Below are 15988 nucleotides of genomic sequence, written 5' to 3' on the forward strand. Positions count from 1 at the left end.
GGTCATGCAAAAACTGCCGTCCATGCTTGCATCCATCGTTCTGTCGGCCGCGTTCGGCCTGTCCGCCGCCGCACCCGCGGCGCACGCGCAATCCGCCGGCGTGGCCTTGTCGTGCGGCGTCAACGTCTGCGACGCCACCGCGACCAGCCCGGGCTCGCCCACGCCGTTCGTCTACAACTGGTCGTTCACCGGCACCGTGCATCTGTCCGCGCCGTTCCACTGCAACAACAGCGGGCCGCTGGGCCACAAAGCCGAATGCACGTTCCAGTGCCTGCAGCCGTACAACGACCACATCATCATGAAGGTCACGGTGCAGGACGCGACCGGCGCCTACATCGGCGATGCTTCGGCCGGTGCGGTCTGTAACGGTACGGCCGGCGACATCTGAGCCAGCGCAGGTTTTCGATCGGAAAGGGCCGGCCTGTGCCGGCCTTTTTCATGCCGCCAGCGCGTCCGCGCGCACCGCGCCCGGGCTGGTGCCGCTCACCCGCTTGAACAGCCGGCGGAACGCGGCTTCGCTGGCGTAGCCCAGGCGTTCGGCGATCGCCGCCACTGAGAGCTGGCGTTCGCGCAGCAGCTGCTCCGCCACGCTCACCCGCCACTGCGTGACGTATTGCATCGGCGGCATGTGCATCAGCTGGGTGAAGCGTTCGGCGAAGGCCGAGCGCGACATGCAGGCCAGCGCGGCCATCGAGGGCATGGTCCAGGGTTCGCCGGGTTTCTCGTGCACGGCATGCAGCACCTTGCAGATGCGCGCGTCGGCCAGCGCGGCGAACAGGCCCTGGCGTTCCGCGCTGCGGCTGGCGTAGTCGCACACGGCCAGCGCGAACAGCGTGTCGGCCAGCTTGTTGAGCAGCACCTGGCGGCCGGCCTGCCGGGACTGCGAGACCTGCACCATCATCTCGGCGAGCTGGCGGAACATGCTGCCGGCCTCGCTGGAACGCACCACGAAGCAGGGCGGCAGGGCGTGGCTCAAGGGATGCCGCGCATGCGCGGGGAAATGCAGCTCGCCGCAGATCAGGCTGGTGGCATCGTCGTCGTGGCCGGCGCCGCGCAGGCGGTGCGGATCGCCATGCGGCAGCACCACCAGGTCGCCCGCGGCCAGCTCCATGCGCAGGCCGATCGCCTTGCTTTCCACGCGGCAGTGGCCGGCGCCGACCAGGTGGAACAGGCCGCAGTGGTAGCGCGGTTCCTCCAGGAACCAGGAGCCGCAGTACTGCAGCTCGGCCACGATATCGACGCGCAGGTTCGACTGGAGCAGCAGGGCTTCCAGCGCCGGAGACACGGCGCAGGGTTGGGCTGGGCCGGTTTGACCTGGCACGGGCTGACCCGGAATAGAGCTGGGCAAGGCGGACATGGGCGTTCCTTTTGCAGCGGTTCGCCCAAAGCTTCGGTGCGGAGGGGCCGGCGGTTACATGCCGCCGGCCTTGAGTTCGCGGAGCAGGCCGGCGTCGACCCACTGCCGCAGCAGGGTGGCGAGGCGGGCCACGGCCTGCCCCGGCGGTGCGTCCGCCGCGGCCAGCTCGCACAGCGCGGCGAATGGTTCGCCCCGCGTCGCCGCGGCCAGCAGGGCCGCTTCGGCCGGCTCCACCGCGCGGTAGCGCACGGTCAGTTCCTGGCGCCATACCAGCAGGCGCCGCGGCCGCGCGCGCCGGCGCAGATGCGGACGCGCCGCGGCGGCGTCCACCGCAGTGCGGAAGGCGTCGACATTGGTGGACAGCGCCAGCCACTGCAGGTGCTGCTGCGGCAGCAGGCGCAGCTCGGCCCAGTCCTGCGGCGCGACGGCGGCCAGCGCTTCGGCGCCGATGGCCGGTTCGTCCGCGGCGTCGAAACAGGTGGAGATCGCCCAATCCAGTTCGGCCGCCTCGGCGAAGGCCGGCCGGTCGCGCCAGGGCAGCGCGTAGCGCAGGAACGCGGCCAGCCCCGCGCCGTGCCAGCGCAGGTTGTAGTGCTCGGAGGGGCAGGCGTCGATATAGCGGTCGAGCAGGGCGCTGAAGCGGCGCCCGGCCACGCTGGCGAGGGTGGGGAATTCGTTGCCGAGCGCTTCGCGCAGGCGTGCGCGGTAGCCGTGGCGGTAGATGGCGAGCCGGCTCTTCGCATCGGCGATGCCGTCGCCGACCAGCTCGGCCAGCGGCGTTGCGGCCGATGCCATCACCGCCCGCTGCAGGCGCAGCTGCAAGGCCTGCAGCTCGCTCATGCGGCCGCCTTCGCCAGGGGAGCGGCCAGCCGGCGCGCGTGTTCCAGCTCGGCCAGCAGTTCGCTCAGGGGCGGCATGTGGTCGTCGCGCTCGATCATGGTCGACACGGCGCCGAAGCGGCGCACCGCGGCTTCGTACAGCGTCCACACCGGCGTGGGCACCGGTGCGTCGTGCGTGTCCACCAGCAGCGCCTCGCCGTGTTCGTGGCCGGCGAGATGGAACTGCTGCACGCGTTCGACCGGAATGCCGTCGAGATAGCGCAGCGCATCGAAGCCGTGATTGCGCGCGCTGACGTAGACGTTGTTGATGTCCAGCAGGATCAGGCAGTCCGCGCGCCGCGCCACTTCGGCGAGGAATTCCCATTCCTCCAGCTGCGCGTCGGCGAAACGGATATAGCTGGAGACGTTCTCCAGCAGGATGCGCCGCCGCAGCCGCTCCTGCACCTGGCGCACGCGCGCGACCACGTGGTCCAGCGCTTCCTCGGTATACGGCAGCGGCATCAGGTCGTGCAGGTTCACGCCCTGCACGCCGGTCCAGCACAGATGGTCGGACACCCAGGCCGGCTCGATGCGCCGGGCCAGCGCGTCCAGGCGCGCGAGATAGCCTTCGTCCAGCGGATCGGTACCGCCGACCGACAGCGACACGCCGTGCATCGCCAGCGGAAAGCGCGCGCGGAAACGTTCCAGCCATACCAGCGGCAAGCCGCCGGGGACCATGTAGTTCTCGGAGACGATCTCCAGCCAGTCGACACTGTGCGGGCGGTCGAGCAGTTCCTGGTAGTACTCCACGCGCAGGCCGAGGCCGTAGCCGAGGTAGGGCGGGCGCTCGTTATCGACATGGCTCATCGCGCGTTACCTCCTCAGTCTTCATGAGTGAAGCCTTCTCCCATCGGGAGAAGGTGGCGGCAGCCGGATGAGGGTACGGGCGAAGCGGTGCACATCACTCTTGCGCTCCGGCCGTACCCTCACCCCAACCCTTCTCCCAGCGGGAGAGGGGCTTTAAAGCATCAAGCCTTGTTCTCAGCCTGCGCCTTCTCGCAGTCCGCCTGGCTCTTCTGCATGGTGAAGCCCTGGCCCTTGCACGCATTCTGGCCTTTACAGGCATTGCTCGCCTGCTTGCATGCGCCGTGGCCCTTGCAGGCCGAGGAGTTCATGCACTTGACCGACGCCGTCGCGCCCTGGGCCTTGTCGCCCTTGGCGTTGTCGGCCATGGCGGCGGAGGCCGCGGTCAGGGCGAACAGGCCGGCGACCATCGCGGCCATCGCGCCGCTCTGCAGAGTCTTCTTCATGGTTCAACTCCCTCTCGAGGTGTGGGTGCCGCCCGGGGCGGCGGTAATGTCCAGTCCGTGCGCCGGTGGCGCGGGTCGGTCTCGACGGCGGGCATTCTGCGCGCCCCAGGGCGGGGGCGAATGTGTCCTGGTATCCGTGGTTCATGCCCGATCGTCCGGTCGCGCGGAACTTCGGCGATGCCGGACCCCGGGCAAGAAAGCGTGGACGCCCGGGCATGGCGGGGCTGCCGGGTGCGGCCGAAGATGCCGCCCACTCTCCTCGACCGGACCACTGCGATGCGTACTTTCCTTGCTGTCCAGGCCTCGCGCCTGCTCGATCTGCTGCATGCCGGACGCTGGCTGGGGCCCTTGGTCATGCGCCTGGGCTTCGGCTATTTCTGGCTGGAGACGGGCATCGCCAAGGTGCAGCACGTGGATGGCTTTGCCGAGCGCTTCGCCAGCTGGAACATTCCGTTTCCGCTGCTGAGCGCCACGGTGTCGGCCTGGACCGACCTGGTCGGCGGCGCCCTGCTGATGCTGGGCCTGTGCACGCGCCTGGTCAGCGTGCCGATGCTGATCAATATGATCGTCGCGCTGACGGTGGTGGTGTCGCGCGATATCTCGGGCCTGGACGAATACGTCGAGAGCTCCGAATTCACCTACATCCTGATTCTGTTCTGGCTGCTGATGGCCGGCCCAGACAAGGCGAGCCTGGATACCTTGCTGGCGCGCTGGCTGGGCATCCGCACGCGGGACTGAAACGCACGAGGCGCGGTGGATGCCGCGCCTCGCCGATGCTTCTGCGGTAAAGCGCAGCTCAGTAGGCGAATTCGCGGAACACCGGATCCACGCTGCCGTTCCACGCGCCATTGAACAGTTCGAGCTTGCGCTCGGCCGGCGTCTGGTTCGCTTCGACAATCTCCAGCAGCGGCTCCAGGAAGATGCTCTCGTCGGCGCCGTTGCGGTTGAGGCGGGCGCGGCGCTTGAGGCCGTGCGCGGCGATCTTCAGCGTTTCGGCGGCCAGCTCGCGTACCGAGTGGCCGCGGAACGGCAGCTTCAGCGCATGCTTGGGCACGCCGTCGCGCAGCGCGTGGCGTTCCTCGCGGCTGAAATCCTTGACCAGGTCCCAGGCCGCGCCCAGCGCCTCGTCGTCGTACAGCAGGCCGACCCACAGCGCCGGCAGCGCGCACAGGCGGTTCCACGGGCCGCCGTCGGCGCCGCGCATTTCCAGGTACTGCTTCAGGCGCACTTCCGGGAAGGCGGTGGTGAGATGGTCGGCCCAGTCCTTCATGGTGGCGTGCGTGCCGGGCAGGGCCGGCAGCTCGCCGCGCAGGAAGCGCTTGAAGTCCTGGCCGGCCAGGTCGATGTAGCGGCCGTCCTGGTAGCTGAAGTACATCGGCACGTCGAGGATGTAGTCGACGTAGCGCTCGTAGCCGAAGCCGTCCTCGAACACGAAATCCAGCATGCCGGTGCGGTGCGGGTCGGTATCCGTCCACACCTGCGAGCGGTACGAGAGGTATCCGTTCGGCCGGCCGTCGGTGAACGGCGAATCGGCGAACAGCGCGGTGGCGATCGGCTGCAGCGCGAGGCTGGTGCGGAACTTGCGCACCATGTCGGCTTCGGTTTCGAAGTCGAGGTTGACCTGCACGGTGCAGGTGCGCGTCATCATGTCCAGGCCGAGCGAGCCGACCTTGGGCATGTACTCGCGCATGATCTTGTAGCGGCCCTTGGGCATCCACGGCATTTCGTCGCGGCGCCACTTCGGCTGGAAGCCCATGCCGAGGAAGCCGATGCCGAGGTCGTCGGCGATCGAGCGCACTTCGTTCAAGTGCGTGTTCACTTCGCAACAGGTCTGGTGGATGTTCTCCAGCGGCGCGCCGGAGAGCTCCAGCTGGCCGGCCGGCTCCAGGGTCACCGAGGCCTTGTCGCGCGACAGCGCCACCGGCGTGTCGCCTTCGCGCGCGACGTCCCAGCCATAGCGTTCGGCCAGGCGCTCCAGCAGCACGCGGATGCCGCGTTCGCCTTCGAAGGTGGGCGGGCGCAGGTCGTCGGTGAGGAAGCCGAACTTCTCGTGCTCGGTGCCGATGCGCCAGGCTTCGCGCGGCTTCTCGCCGGCGGCGAGATAGTCGACCAGCTGCTGGCGGTCGCCAATGGGCGTGCTCTTGACGGCACTGGGTATGGACACGATCGGCTCCTTCGCGGGAATCGCAGCACTGTGGGGGTGATCGGGGGATTTTCAAAGTGCCGCGTTACATGAAGCCCCTCTCCCCTTGGGAGAGGGGTTGGGGTTGGGGTGAGGGTACGGGCGGAGCGCAAGAGTGTTATGCACCGCTCCCGGCCGGACCCTCATCCGGCTGCCGCCACCTTCTCTCCCACGGGGACTACCTTCGGGTCGCCGAGGGGAGAAGGATTCCACCCGAAGGGTTGAGGCTAGCGATCCGGCGACGAGGCGCGCACCGGGAAATCGATCCGCATCCGCGCGCCGCGCCCGCAGCTGCCATCGAGGATGCTGAAGCTGGCGCCGTGGGCGCGGGCCGATTCCTCGACGATGGCCAGGCCCAGGCCGCAGCTGTCGCCGTCGCTGTTGGGACCGCGGTAGAAGCGCTCCTTCACCTTTTCGCGGTCGGCCGGCGGGATGCCGCTGCCGGTGTCGTCCACTTCCAGGAACGGCCGCCCGCCCTCCACGCCGCAGCGCAGGGTGACGTGGCCGCCGGCCGGCGTATGGCGGATGGCGTTGTCGACCAGGTTGATCAGCAGCTCGTGCAGCACCCAGTACACGCCGGCCACGCGCGCCGGCTGGCAGTCGGCGCCCAGGTCGATGTCGTGGGCCAGGGCGCGGTCCAGCGAGGCGCTCACCACCTGGGCGATCAGCTTGCCCAGGTCCACCGGCAGGAAGCGGCTGGAGCCGTGCGCCGACGGCTCGGCGCGGGCCAGCGCCAGCAGCTGGTTGGCGGTATGCGCCAGGCGGTCGACGCCGCCATGCAGCAGGGCGATGCGCTCATGCAGCGGCGTGCCGGCGGTGTCGCGGGCCAGCACTTCCAACTGGGCCTTCACTCCGGTGAGCGGCGTGCGCAGCTGGTGCGCCGCGTTGGCGAGGAAATGCTGCTGCGACAGCGCGGAGTCGCGCACCGTGCCCAGCAGCGCATTGAGCGATTCGACCAGCGGCAGCACTTCGCTGGGCACGTTGTCGGTGGGCAGCGCGGTGAGATTGTGCGAGGGGCGGTTGGCGATCTGGTCGCGCAGCCGCTGCAGCGGGCGTAGCGCCACGCTGATGCCGAACAGGGCGATGCCGAACACCAGCAGCATCTGGATGCTGTCGTTGACGCCGAAGGACAGGTCCATCCGCTGCACCGCCATGTCGCGGCGCAGCGGCGTCTCGCCCACGGTAATGACCAGCGGCTCGCCGCCTTCGATCACGCGGTAGCTCACCAGGCGCAAACCCAGCCCCTGGTAGCTGGCGTCGGCGTAGGCGAATTCGTCGTCCTTCTCGGCCGGCACGATCGGCAGGTCTTCGGAGCCGGCGTAGGTCGAGCCCTGCGCATTGCTGACGCGATAGAAGAAGCGTTCTTCCGGCAGCGCGCGCAGCGGCGGCGGCGGATGGTCCGGCAGCATGATGTCGAACTGGCCGCCGGGCTGGCGGTGGATCTGCGTGGCGATCGCCAGTACCGCGCGCGCCAGCGAGCGGTCGAACGAGGCGTAGATCGGCGACACGATCGAGTGATGGTCGATCGCCACGCCGACCACCAGCATCACCGTCAGCGGGGCCAGCAGGTAGCCCAGCAGGCGGCGGCGGACGCTGGGGCGCCGCGGAGTGATGTCAGCCGTCCTCGAGCCGGTAGCCGAGGCCGCGGATGCCGCGGATCGAGGCCGAGTCGCCCAGCTTGCTGCGCAGGCGCGACACGTGCACTTCGATGGCGTTGCCGGAGATGTCCTCGCTCCAGCCGGCGATGGCCTGGGTCAGGCGCTCCTTGCTCACCACCTTGCCGCTGTGGTGCGCCAGGCATTCGAGGATGGACCATTCGCGGCGGGTCAGTTCCAGCGCCTCGCCCGCGGCATTGATGGCGCGGCGGCCGGCCAGGTCGATGCGCAGGCCGCCGACGGTGAGTTCGTTGGCGCTGGCGGCGCTGGCGCGGCGGATCAGGGCGCGGCAGCGCGCGGCCAGTTCCGGCAGGGCGAAGGGCTTCACCAGGTAGTCGTCGGCGCCCAGGTCGAGCGTGCTGACGCGGTCGTCCAGGCCGTCGCGCGCGGTGACGATCAGCAGCGGCAGGCCCTGGCCGGAGCGGCGCAGGCGGCGCACCAGGCTCAGGCCGTCCTCGCCGGGCAGGCCTAAGTCGATGATGGCCAGGTCGTAGTGGGCGCTGTCCATCATCCCGGAGACCGGCTCGGCGGTGCCCACGTGGTCGACCACATAGCCCTCGCCGGTAAGGCCACGAACGATGCCATCGGCCACCAGCGGATCGTCTTCGACTAGCAATATGCGCATAAGAGGCACGTTGAACGGAGTGCCCGGCATGCTAGCAGGCCCATGCCCGGGGGAAATAGCCGGTACCGGCTAAGAAAAAACTAAGGTCGCCGCGGACCGGTGCTTCGAATACGCCGCCATCACGCCTAAGCGTTTTCCACGGCGCAGGTTTCGATCGAGCAAGCCGCCAATTTCGTACAAATACTGGATGTGCGGGATGCGCTCTGAATCTCCCGCCCAAACCACACCGCGCCCACGGGGCGCCGGCAAAAATGATCGCCACGGAGACGCCCGCGGCGCTGCCCGGAACGGGCGATCGACCTTTCCGGCACGGCGGCGGCCACTCCGTGTTCCCCCTGCTTCGACCCCCGAAGCGCCATGGATCATCAATCAGGCGAGGATTTGCCATGTCATACATTTCGATTGGAAAAGAGGATTCCCGCTACGAGACCCTGAAGAAGGGTTTCAACCAGCGCTGGCCGTCTCCCGGCCAGGACGCGGGCTCGATCTACGTCTGCCGCACCGTGGAAGATGCCGAGCGCGCCTTGCAGAACGCCGTGAACCAGGGCTTGCGCCCCACCGTCCGCAGCGGCGGGCATTGCTACGAAGGCTTCGTATCCAACAATTCCGGCGGCGTCATCATCGACATCGGCCAGCTGACCGAGCTGAGCATCCACGACGACGCGGACAACCCCTTTTACCGCGTCGGCGCCGGTACGCAGAACTGGGACGGCTACGTCAACCTGTTCAAGCTCACCGGCAGCCTGCCGCCGGGCGGCTCGTGCTACTCGGTCGGCGTGGGCGGCCACGTGGTGGCCGGCGGCTACGGGCTGATGTCGCGCATGCACGGCCTGACCGTGGACTGGCTCAAGGCGGTGGAGCTGCTGACCGTGGGCAAGAACGGGGCGGTGGAGCGCCGCCTGGTCGATGCCACTAACGATCCGGACCTGTTCAAGCTCTGCCGCGGCGGTGGCGGCGGCAACGTCGGCATCATTACCAGCTATTACTTCGACCCGCTGCCCAAGGCACCCGCCAAGGTGGCGCTGTTGACGAAGCAGTATCCGTGGGCGCAGTTCGAGAACGACAAGCCCAGGTTCAAGGCTTTCCTGCAGGCCTATGCCAACTACATGAAGCGGGCCGACAGCGACCCCCGTACCTATGGCCTGTTCACCTTGTTCAAGCTCACGCATATCAGCGCGGGCAACATCGGCCTGGTGGTGCAGTACACGGACCAGAACGGACAGCTGGAAGACACCCAGCCGCTGCTCGACCTGATCAACGCCATGGACTCGGTGGCGGAGGGCGCGCCGCACACCGCCTATATGCCGGGCACGGGGCCGCTTCCGTTTGCGCGGCATCCTGTCTCGCGCCAGGCCGTCGGCGAGCTGCCGGAGGGCGCCATCGTGTACGACTGGCTGTATGCGACGCAGACGGTCAACGGTTCGGGCAACAACCAGCGCGGCAAGTACAAGTCCTCGTACATGAAGGACGTCTTCACCGACCACGAGATGGATGCGCTCTTCAAGTACCTGGTGCAGGAAGGCGATGGCGACTTCTCGCAGTCGCTGGTGCAGGTCGATTCCTACGGCGGCGCCATCAATCGCAAGGCCGCGGGAAACAACGGCTTCGATCCGGCTGCGAATCGAACGGCGGTGTTCCAGCGCAATTCGATCATGAAGCTGCAGTACCAGACCTACTGGACGGACAGCGCCAACGACGAGAAGCACATCCAGTGGCTGCGCGACTTCTACTACGAAGTGCACCGCTTCGACGGCTATAACGGCACGCCGTATCCGAAGTCGCTGGCCTTGCCGGCGTCGCGCTACGAGGGCTGCTATATCGGCTATCCGGACGTCGACATGCTGACCGGCGAGGACCCGTCCAAGCCCTACTACAACTGGGGTGAACTCTATTACGGGCCGCTGTACAAGGAGCTGGTCGCCACCAAGAACAAGTACGATCCAGGCCGGATCTTCCGCTTCTCGATGTCGCTGGGGGCCACGCCGCCGCCCGTTCACCGCGGCTGACGACCGAAGCCGCGCCGGCAGGCTCTGTGCGTTGCGGGGCCTTTCGGAGCATGCCACGCGGTGGCATGGGCTATGAGGCCGATCCGGGAGCATGCGTGCTCCCGGATCGTTCGAGCCCGTCAGCCAACGATCGCGGCCAGTCCCAGGGTAAGCAGCAGCGCGATGATCGAGATCAGCGTCTCCAGCACCGTCCAGGTCTTGAGCGTCTGCGTCACGGTCATGTTGAAGTACTGCTTCACGATCCAGAAACCGCCGTCGTTGACGTGGGACAGGATCAGCGAACCGGCACCCGTGGCCAGCACCATCAGTTCCGGATGCACCGCCTTGCTCGCCGCCGCGGCGATCGGGGCGACGATGCCGCAGGCCGTGCCCATGGCCACCGTGGCCGAGCCGGTGGCGATGCGCAGCAGGGCGGCGATCAGCCAGCCCAGCAGCAGCGGCGAAATCTGCGAGGACTGCGTCGCGGCGATGATGGCGTGGGAAACGCCCGAATCCAGCAGGATGCGGCCGAAGCCGCCGCCCGCGCCCACCACCAGGATGACGGTGGCCGTCGGCGCGAGGCAGTCGTTGGTGAAACCGAGGATGGTCTCGCGGCTGAAGCCACGGCGCTTGCCGAAGGTGTAGAAGCTCAGCAGCACCGCGACCAGCAGGGCCACCACCGGATTGCCGAGGAAGGCCAGCAACTGGTTGGCCGCGCCGCCCGGCGAGGTCAGCAGGTCGGCCCAGGTGCCGACCAGCATCAGCAGCACCGGCAGCAGCAGCGTGGCCAGCGCGATGCCGAAGCTCGGCAGCTCGCGCGCCCCGTCCATCTCGACGAATTCCTTCTCCAGCGGATTGTCGCCCTCGACGACGACGTAGCGCGTGATCCAGCGGGCGTACAAAGGCCCGGCGATGATCGCCGCGGGCAGGCCCACCAGCACCGCGTAGAGGATGGTCTTGCCGATGTCGGCCTTGTACGCGGTGACCGCCAGCAGGGCCGCCGGATGCGGCGGCACCAGCCCATGGACCACCGAAAGGCCGGCCGCCATCGACAGGCCGATCAGCAGCAGCGGCAGGCCGGCGCGCCGGGCGATATGGAAGGCCACCGGTATCAGCAGCACGAAGCCGACGTCGAAGAACACCGGCAGGCCGACGATAAAGGCCACGAACATCATGGCCCAGTGCGCGCGCCGCTCGCCGAACGCGGCGATCAGCGTATGCGCGATGCGTTCGGTGCCGCCGGACTCGGCCATCATCTTGCCGAGCATGGTGCCCAGCGCGATCAGCAGCGCGATATGGCCCAGCGTATTGCCGGCGCCGGTCTCGAACGCCTTGACGATGCCCTTCATCGGCATGCCGACCGCTGCACCCAAGCCGAGCGATACGGCCAGCAGGGCGACGAAGGGATTGAGCTTGAGCGCCGCGATCAGATAGATCAGGACGCCCACGGCCACGGTTGCCGCCAGCAGCAAGGCATCGCCTTGCAACAGAAAGTTGGTTTGTATGGGGTTCATTGCCTCACCGGTGCGCGATGGATACGGGACACCGGCTCAAGATGCCTGACAAAACGCTCCTGTCGGTTGGCAATCGCCTTTGTCCGCGTTGTTTTCAGCAGACTCCTATAGCTACGCATCGCAATGATGCGAAAGCTCTTACCCGAAGGCCTGAAATCTCGGGCGCGACCGCTGAGATTCCATGGGCTGATTACGCCGCCGTCGGTTTCTTGTAGGCCACGCAGTCGACCTCGACCTTGCAGTCCACCACCATGCTCGACACCACGCAGGCGCGCGCCGGCGGGTGCGCGCCGAAGTACTGCTTGAACACGCGGTTGAACGAAGGAAAGTCGCGTGGATCGTCCAGCCACACGCCGCAGCGCACGACGTGCTCGGTGCCGTAGCCGGCTTCTTCGAGAATGGCGATCAGGTTGCGGATGGTCTGGTGCGATTGCTCGATGATGCCGCCGTGGATCACCTCGCCGTCCACCATCGGCGTCTGCCCGGAGACGAACAGCCAGCCGTCGGCACCCGCGGCGCGCGCGAAGGGCAGATGCTGGCCGCCGGTGCCGGAGCCGCCTTCGACGCCGAATCGAACGATGGGATCGGTCATGCTTGAGTCCTCGGATGTTGGAGTGGATGGAAATCAGGCGGTAGCCGCGGCGGCATGCGCCGCCGCCTGCCGGGGAAGGTAACGCCCCGCGCGCTGCGGCAGGGCGCGGCCCTGGCGATAGGACAGCACGCCGTTCACCCATACGGCCTCGATCCCGGCCGCCTGCTGCCGCGGCTGGTCGAAGGTGGCCGTGTCGCGCACGGTGGCGGGGTCGAACAGCACCAGGTCGGCCCAATAACCCGGGCGGACGAAGCCGCGCCCGGCCAGGCCGAAGCGCTCCGCCGACTGCCCGGTCATCTTGCGCACGGCGGTGGCCAGGCCGAACAGGCCGCGTTCGCGGCTGTAGTAGCCCAGCACGCGCGGAAACGCGCCCCACAGGCGCGGATGCGGATGCACGTCGTGCGGCAGGCCGTCGGAACCGATGGTGGTGGCGGGATGCGCCAGGATGTCCGAGACGTCCGCATCGGACATGTTGTGATAGACGGCATTGGCCGGTTGCAGGCGGCGCGCGGTCTCCATCAGATCCATGCCCCAGAGTTCGGCGATCTGCCTGAGCGTGCGCCCGGCCATTTCCGGATGCGGCACCGATGCGGTGACGTCGATCTCGATGTCATCGGTGACCTGCTTCAGGTCGAGCGTGGACGAGCTGGCGATATAGGGATAGGCATCGCAGCCGACCGCATGATCGCGCTGCGCCGCCTCGATGGCGTCCAGTACCTCGCCCGCGCGGCCCCAGTTGGCGGCGCCGGCGCATTTCAGATGCGAAATCACCACCGGCGCCCGCGCCTGCCGGCCGATCCGGCAGGCTTCGTCGATGGCGCCGAGGATGCCGGTGAACTCGGTGCGCAGATGCGTCGCGTAGATGGCGCCGGCCGCCGCCAGCGGCTCGGCCAGCGCCATCACCTCCTCGGTGGTGGCGGCAAACGCATTGCCGTAGGCCAGTCCGGTGGACAGGCCCAGCGCGCCATGCGCCAGCGCCTCGCGCAGCTGGCCGCGCATGGCATCGATCTCCGCCGGCGTGGCGCAGCGGTCCAGCCGGTCCATATGGTTCTGGCGCAGCGAGGTATGGCCGACCAGGGCCGCCACGTTCACCGCCGGCTGCGCGCGCCCGATGGCTTCGACGTAGGCGGCGAAGGTGGGATAGGCAAACGCCTGCGCCGGACCGAGCAGGTTCATCGGGTCCGGCGGCTCGCCGCCCAGGGCGACGGGCGCGGCGCTGATGCCGCAGTTGCCGACTACCACAGTGGTCACGCCCTGCGACAGCTTGGGCAGCATCTGCGGCTCGCGGATCAGCTGCAGGTCGTCGTGCGTGTGCACGTCGATGAAGCCGGGAGCGAGCGTCAGGCCAGCGCCGTCGATTTCATCGATGCCGCGCCAGCGGCTGACCAGCGCGTGGCCGATCTCGGCGATGCGGCCGTCTTCGATGGCGACGTCGAACAAGGTGTCGTCCATGTCGGCGCCGCTGCCATCGACGATGCGGACGCGGCGGATAAGAGTGTGAAAGTGCTGCATGGCGATCCTCGGTCGGTAGGAAATATCTAGGCTGGTGCGTCGGTAGCTGCTGGTGGTGATGGAAAGATCTGACGGTTAATTCTGAAAATTGGATCGGTGCGATGGCGTCGGCGTTCGCGTGCGTTCAAGATCGATGACCGTTCGCCTATGATCAATTTTTTCCGTGACATCCCCCGGTATTTAGGACAATTCCCTATGCCCGACCGAAAGTCGCCGAGCGGCCTCATGGCCGCCACCGTCCATCCGCTCGACAAAGGCATCGGCGGGCTCGACGCGCCCTGTGCGCCGGAAGAGATCGCCGCGCGCGGCTGGAATCTGTTCGGGGAAGACCTCAGCCTGCCCGCGGCCGTGCTGTCGCAGCCGCGGCTCGAGCACAACCTGGCATGGATGCAGCGCTTCGCCGCCGAATACGGCGTGCAGCTCGCGCCGCACGGCAAGACCACCATGGCGCCGCGCCTGTTCGCGCGCCAGCTCGACGCCGGCGCCTGGGGCATCACGCTGGCGACGGCGCAGCAGGTGCGCGCGGCGTATGCGCATGGCGTGCGGCGCGTGCTGATGGCCAACCAGCTGGTGGGGCGGCGCAATATGGCGATCGTCGCCGAGCTGCTGGCCGATGCGTCGTTCGAGTTCTTCTGCCTGGTCGACAGCGTCGAACAGGTGCGGCAGCTGGCGGCGTTCTTCGGCGCGGCCGGGCAGCGCGTCCAGGTGCTGATCGAGCTCGGCGTGCAGGGTGGCCGCACCGGCGTGCGCGACGAGGCGCAATGGCAGGCGGTGCTCGAAGCGCTGGCGCAGGCGCAGGGCACGGTCAAGCTGGCCGGTGTGGAAGTCTACGAGGGCGTGCTGAAAGACGAGGCAGTGATCCGCGCCTTTCTGCAGCGTGCGGTCGAGGCCGTGCATGCCCTGGCGCGGGCGGGCCGCCTGGAACGCGCGCCGGCGGTGCTGAGCGGTGCCGGGTCGGCCTGGTACGACGTGGTGGCCGAAGAATTTTCCAAAGCCGATATCGGTGTGCCGCTCGATGTGGTGCTGCGCCCGGGCTGTTATCTCACGCACGATGTCGGTGCCTACCGCGCCGCGCAGACGCGCATCCAGGCGAGCAATCCCATCGCGCGACGCATGCAGTCCAGCCTGCTGCCCGCCCTGCAGGTGTGGGCCTACGTGCAATCCGTGCCGGAACCGGAGCTGGCCATCGTGGCGCTGGGCAAGCGCGATGCCGCCTTCGACGCGGGTTTCCCGCTGCCGGCCGCGCACTTCCGGCCCGGCAGCTCCGCCCCCGCGGCCGTGCCGGAGCACTGGGCGATCACCGGCATGATGGACCAGCACGCCTATCTGAAGATCGCCGCCGGCGACGATCTTCGCGTCGGCGACATGCTCGCCTTCGACATCTCCCATCCCTGCCTGACCTTCGACAAGTGGCGGCAGATTCCCGTGATCGACGATGCCGGCCAGGTGGTCGACATCGTGCAGACCTATTTCTGAGACGGCAGGACGAACAGCAATGACGCAGATCCTGGCCTTCGGCGAGCCGCTCGCCGAATTCAACCAGACCCGTCCGGACAGCGCCGCATGGCAGCTCGGCTACGGCGGCGACACCTCCAACTTCTGCATCGCCGCCGCGCGCCAAGGCGCCGAGGCGGGCTATATCGGCGCCGTCGGCGAAGACCGCTTCGGCGATGGCCTGCGCCAGCTATGGGAAGCGGAGCAGGTCGAGCACACCCATGTACTGACGGACGAACAGGCGCCGACCGGCGTGTACTTCGTGTCGCACGATGCGTCGGGACACCATTTCGACTACCTGCGCGCCGGTTCCGCCGCCAGCCGCTATGCGCCGGACCGGCTGCCGCGCCGGGCCATCGCCTCGGCGCGCGCGCTGCACCTGTCGGGCATCAGCCTGGCGATCAGCCAGAGCGCCTGCGATGCCGGCCTGGCCGCGATGGAAGAGGCGCGCGCGGCCGGCGTCATGGTCTCGTTCGACACCAACCTGCGGTTGCGCCTGTGGCCGCTGGCGCGGGCCCGCGCCGTCATGCGCGAAGCGCTGCGGATGTGCGAGGTGTGCCTGCCGAGCTGGGACGACGTCACCGCCTTGCTGGATTGCGACGACCGCGACTTCATCGTCGACACGCTGCTGGGCTACGGCGTCGAGCTGATCGCGCTGAAGATGGGCGCGCAGGGTTGCTACGTCGCCACGCTGCATCAACGCACCCTGGTGCCGGCGTACGCAGTGGAGGCGGTCGATGCCACCGGCGCGGGCGATTGCTTCGGCGGCGCCTTCGTCGCGCGGCTGGTGGCAGGCGACGATGCCGTGGCAGCGGCGCGCTATGCCAACGTGGCCGCGGCACTGTCGACCACCGGCTACGGCGCCGTCGCTTCCATTCCGCATGCCGCGGCGGTGTACGGGGCGCTGGAGAAATACGCCTGCGCTTCATGAGCGCAGGCCGGGC

General features: G+C 68.2%; 15 protein-coding genes. 5 read left to right on the forward strand and 10 right to left on the reverse strand.

The annotated features are described in order from the left end of the window. Positions 1 to 4 precede the first annotated feature (4 nt). Positions 5 to 388, forward strand: a complete 384-nt coding sequence (locus FHW84_RS06730; protein ID WP_167253646.1) for a hypothetical protein — start codon at positions 5 to 7, stop codon at positions 386 to 388. Positions 389 to 436: 48 nt separating this feature from the next. Here the strand turns inward: FHW84_RS06730 and FHW84_RS06735 are convergent, their stop codons facing one another. The 4 genes from FHW84_RS06735 to FHW84_RS06750 form a co-directional block, all read right to left on the reverse strand. Continuing rightward, positions 437 to 1285 (reverse strand): AraC family transcriptional regulator, encoded by an 849-nt coding sequence (locus FHW84_RS06735; RefSeq protein ID WP_167253648.1) that lies wholly within the window; start codon positions 1283 to 1285, stop codon positions 437 to 439. Between the two features lie 126 nt (positions 1286 to 1411). Continuing rightward, positions 1412 to 2197: a DNA-binding domain-containing protein gene (locus FHW84_RS06740; RefSeq protein WP_167253650.1), complete on the reverse strand. Its 786-nt coding sequence runs from the start codon at positions 2195 to 2197 to the stop codon at positions 1412 to 1414. After that, on the reverse strand, positions 2194 to 3042 hold the full coding sequence (locus FHW84_RS06745) for a DUF692 domain-containing protein (protein WP_167253652.1): 849 nt from the start codon (positions 3040 to 3042) through the stop codon (positions 2194 to 2196). Before FHW84_RS06745 ends, FHW84_RS06740 begins: the two co-directional genes overlap by 4 nt. A 161-nt stretch (positions 3043 to 3203) precedes the next feature. Continuing rightward, complete coding sequence (locus FHW84_RS06750) at positions 3204 to 3485, reverse strand: hypothetical protein (protein ID WP_167253654.1); 282 nt, start codon at positions 3483 to 3485, stop codon at positions 3204 to 3206. Positions 3486 to 3761: 276 nt separating this feature from the next. On the opposite strand from FHW84_RS06750, the gene FHW84_RS06755 reads away from it, so the two are divergent. Then, the gene (locus FHW84_RS06755) at positions 3762 to 4223 is read left to right on the forward strand and encodes a DoxX family protein (protein WP_243867911.1); all 462 of its coding nucleotides are present in this window, start codon (positions 3762 to 3764) and stop codon (positions 4221 to 4223) included. A gap of 58 nt (positions 4224 to 4281) precedes the next feature. Here FHW84_RS06755 and FHW84_RS06760 read toward each other — a convergent pair whose 3' ends face one another. The 3 genes from FHW84_RS06760 to FHW84_RS06770 all read right to left on the reverse strand — a co-directional run bounded on the left by FHW84_RS06760 (position 4282) and on the right by FHW84_RS06770 (position 7947). Next, positions 4282 to 5649, reverse strand: coding sequence for a glutamate--cysteine ligase (locus FHW84_RS06760; protein ID WP_167253658.1), 1368 nt, complete (start codon positions 5647 to 5649; stop codon positions 4282 to 4284). Positions 5650 to 5894: 245 nt separating this feature from the next. Beyond that, positions 5895 to 7214, reverse strand: coding sequence for a sensor histidine kinase (locus FHW84_RS06765; RefSeq protein ID WP_167253660.1), 1320 nt, complete (start codon positions 7212 to 7214; stop codon positions 5895 to 5897). A gap of 67 nt (positions 7215 to 7281) precedes the next feature. Further along, on the reverse strand, positions 7282 to 7947 hold the full coding sequence (locus FHW84_RS06770; protein ID WP_167253662.1) for a response regulator: 666 nt from the start codon (positions 7945 to 7947) through the stop codon (positions 7282 to 7284). Between the two features lie 386 nt (positions 7948 to 8333). Between FHW84_RS06770 and FHW84_RS06775 the strand changes: the two genes are divergently transcribed. Then, entirely contained in the window at positions 8334 to 9953 is a 1620-nt protein-coding gene (locus FHW84_RS06775; protein ID WP_167253664.1) for an FAD-binding protein, read from the forward strand. Between the two features lie 119 nt (positions 9954 to 10072). Here the strand turns inward: FHW84_RS06775 and FHW84_RS06780 are convergent, their stop codons facing one another. The 3 genes from FHW84_RS06780 to FHW84_RS06790 form a co-directional block, all read right to left on the reverse strand. Further along, positions 10073 to 11446 (reverse strand): gluconate:H+ symporter, encoded by a 1374-nt coding sequence (locus tag FHW84_RS06780; protein WP_167253666.1) that lies wholly within the window; start codon positions 11444 to 11446, stop codon positions 10073 to 10075. 190 nt (positions 11447 to 11636) lie between these two features. Continuing rightward, positions 11637 to 12038, reverse strand: a complete 402-nt coding sequence (locus tag FHW84_RS06785) for a RidA family protein (RefSeq protein WP_167253668.1) — start codon at positions 12036 to 12038, stop codon at positions 11637 to 11639. A 33-nt stretch (positions 12039 to 12071) separates the two neighbouring features. Continuing rightward, complete coding sequence (locus FHW84_RS06790; RefSeq protein WP_167253670.1) at positions 12072 to 13550, reverse strand: D-aminoacylase; 1479 nt, start codon at positions 13548 to 13550, stop codon at positions 12072 to 12074. Positions 13551 to 13775: 225 nt separating this feature from the next. Here FHW84_RS06790 and FHW84_RS06795 point away from each other — a divergent pair, with 225 nt between their 5' ends. Continuing rightward, a complete protein-coding gene (locus tag FHW84_RS06795) occupies positions 13776 to 15026 on the forward strand; it encodes an amino acid deaminase (RefSeq protein WP_208399648.1) in 1251 nt (416 codons plus the stop codon). A gap of 19 nt (positions 15027 to 15045) precedes the next feature. After that, positions 15046 to 15975 (forward strand): sugar kinase, encoded by a 930-nt coding sequence (locus FHW84_RS06800; RefSeq protein ID WP_167253674.1) that lies wholly within the window; start codon positions 15046 to 15048, stop codon positions 15973 to 15975. The last annotated feature ends 13 nt before the right edge of the window (positions 15976 to 15988 follow it).

The sequence above is a fragment of the Dyella sp. SG562 genome (assembly GCF_011759495.1).
GTDB classification, from domain to species: Bacteria; Pseudomonadota; Gammaproteobacteria; order Xanthomonadales; family Rhodanobacteraceae; genus Dyella_D; species Dyella_D marensis.

What these genes read in the sequence shown, in the direction of transcription:
- FHW84_RS06785 (WP_167253668.1), bottom strand. Translation starts at nt 12,038, where the DNA reads ATGACCGATCCCATCGTTCGATTCGGCGTCGAAGGCGGCTCCGGCACC.
- FHW84_RS06780 (WP_167253666.1), bottom strand. Translation starts at nt 11,446, where the DNA reads ATGAACCCCATACAAACCAACTTTCTGTTGCAAGGCGATGCCTTGCTG.
- FHW84_RS06755 (WP_243867911.1), top strand. Translation starts at nt 3,762, where the DNA reads ATGCGTACTTTCCTTGCTGTCCAGGCCTCGCGCCTGCTCGATCTGCTG.
- FHW84_RS06770 (WP_167253662.1), bottom strand. Translation starts at nt 7,947, where the DNA reads ATGCGCATATTGCTAGTCGAAGACGATCCGCTGGTGGCCGATGGCATC.
- FHW84_RS06795 (WP_208399648.1), top strand. Translation starts at nt 13,776, where the DNA reads ATGGCCGCCACCGTCCATCCGCTCGACAAAGGCATCGGCGGGCTCGAC.
- FHW84_RS06765 (WP_167253660.1), bottom strand. Translation starts at nt 7,214, where the DNA reads ATGCTGGTGGTCGGCGTGGCGATCGACCATCACTCGATCGTGTCGCCG.
- FHW84_RS06750 (WP_167253654.1), bottom strand. Translation starts at nt 3,485, where the DNA reads ATGAAGAAGACTCTGCAGAGCGGCGCGATGGCCGCGATGGTCGCCGGC.
- FHW84_RS06730 (WP_167253646.1), top strand. Translation starts at nt 5, where the DNA reads ATGCAAAAACTGCCGTCCATGCTTGCATCCATCGTTCTGTCGGCCGCG.
- FHW84_RS06740 (WP_167253650.1), bottom strand. Translation starts at nt 2,197, where the DNA reads ATGAGCGAGCTGCAGGCCTTGCAGCTGCGCCTGCAGCGGGCGGTGATG.
- FHW84_RS06775 (WP_167253664.1), top strand. Translation starts at nt 8,334, where the DNA reads ATGTCATACATTTCGATTGGAAAAGAGGATTCCCGCTACGAGACCCTG.
- FHW84_RS06790 (WP_167253670.1), bottom strand. Translation starts at nt 13,550, where the DNA reads ATGCAGCACTTTCACACTCTTATCCGCCGCGTCCGCATCGTCGATGGC.
- FHW84_RS06800 (WP_167253674.1), top strand. Translation starts at nt 15,046, where the DNA reads ATGACGCAGATCCTGGCCTTCGGCGAGCCGCTCGCCGAATTCAACCAG.
- FHW84_RS06745 (WP_167253652.1), bottom strand. Translation starts at nt 3,042, where the DNA reads ATGAGCCATGTCGATAACGAGCGCCCGCCCTACCTCGGCTACGGCCTC.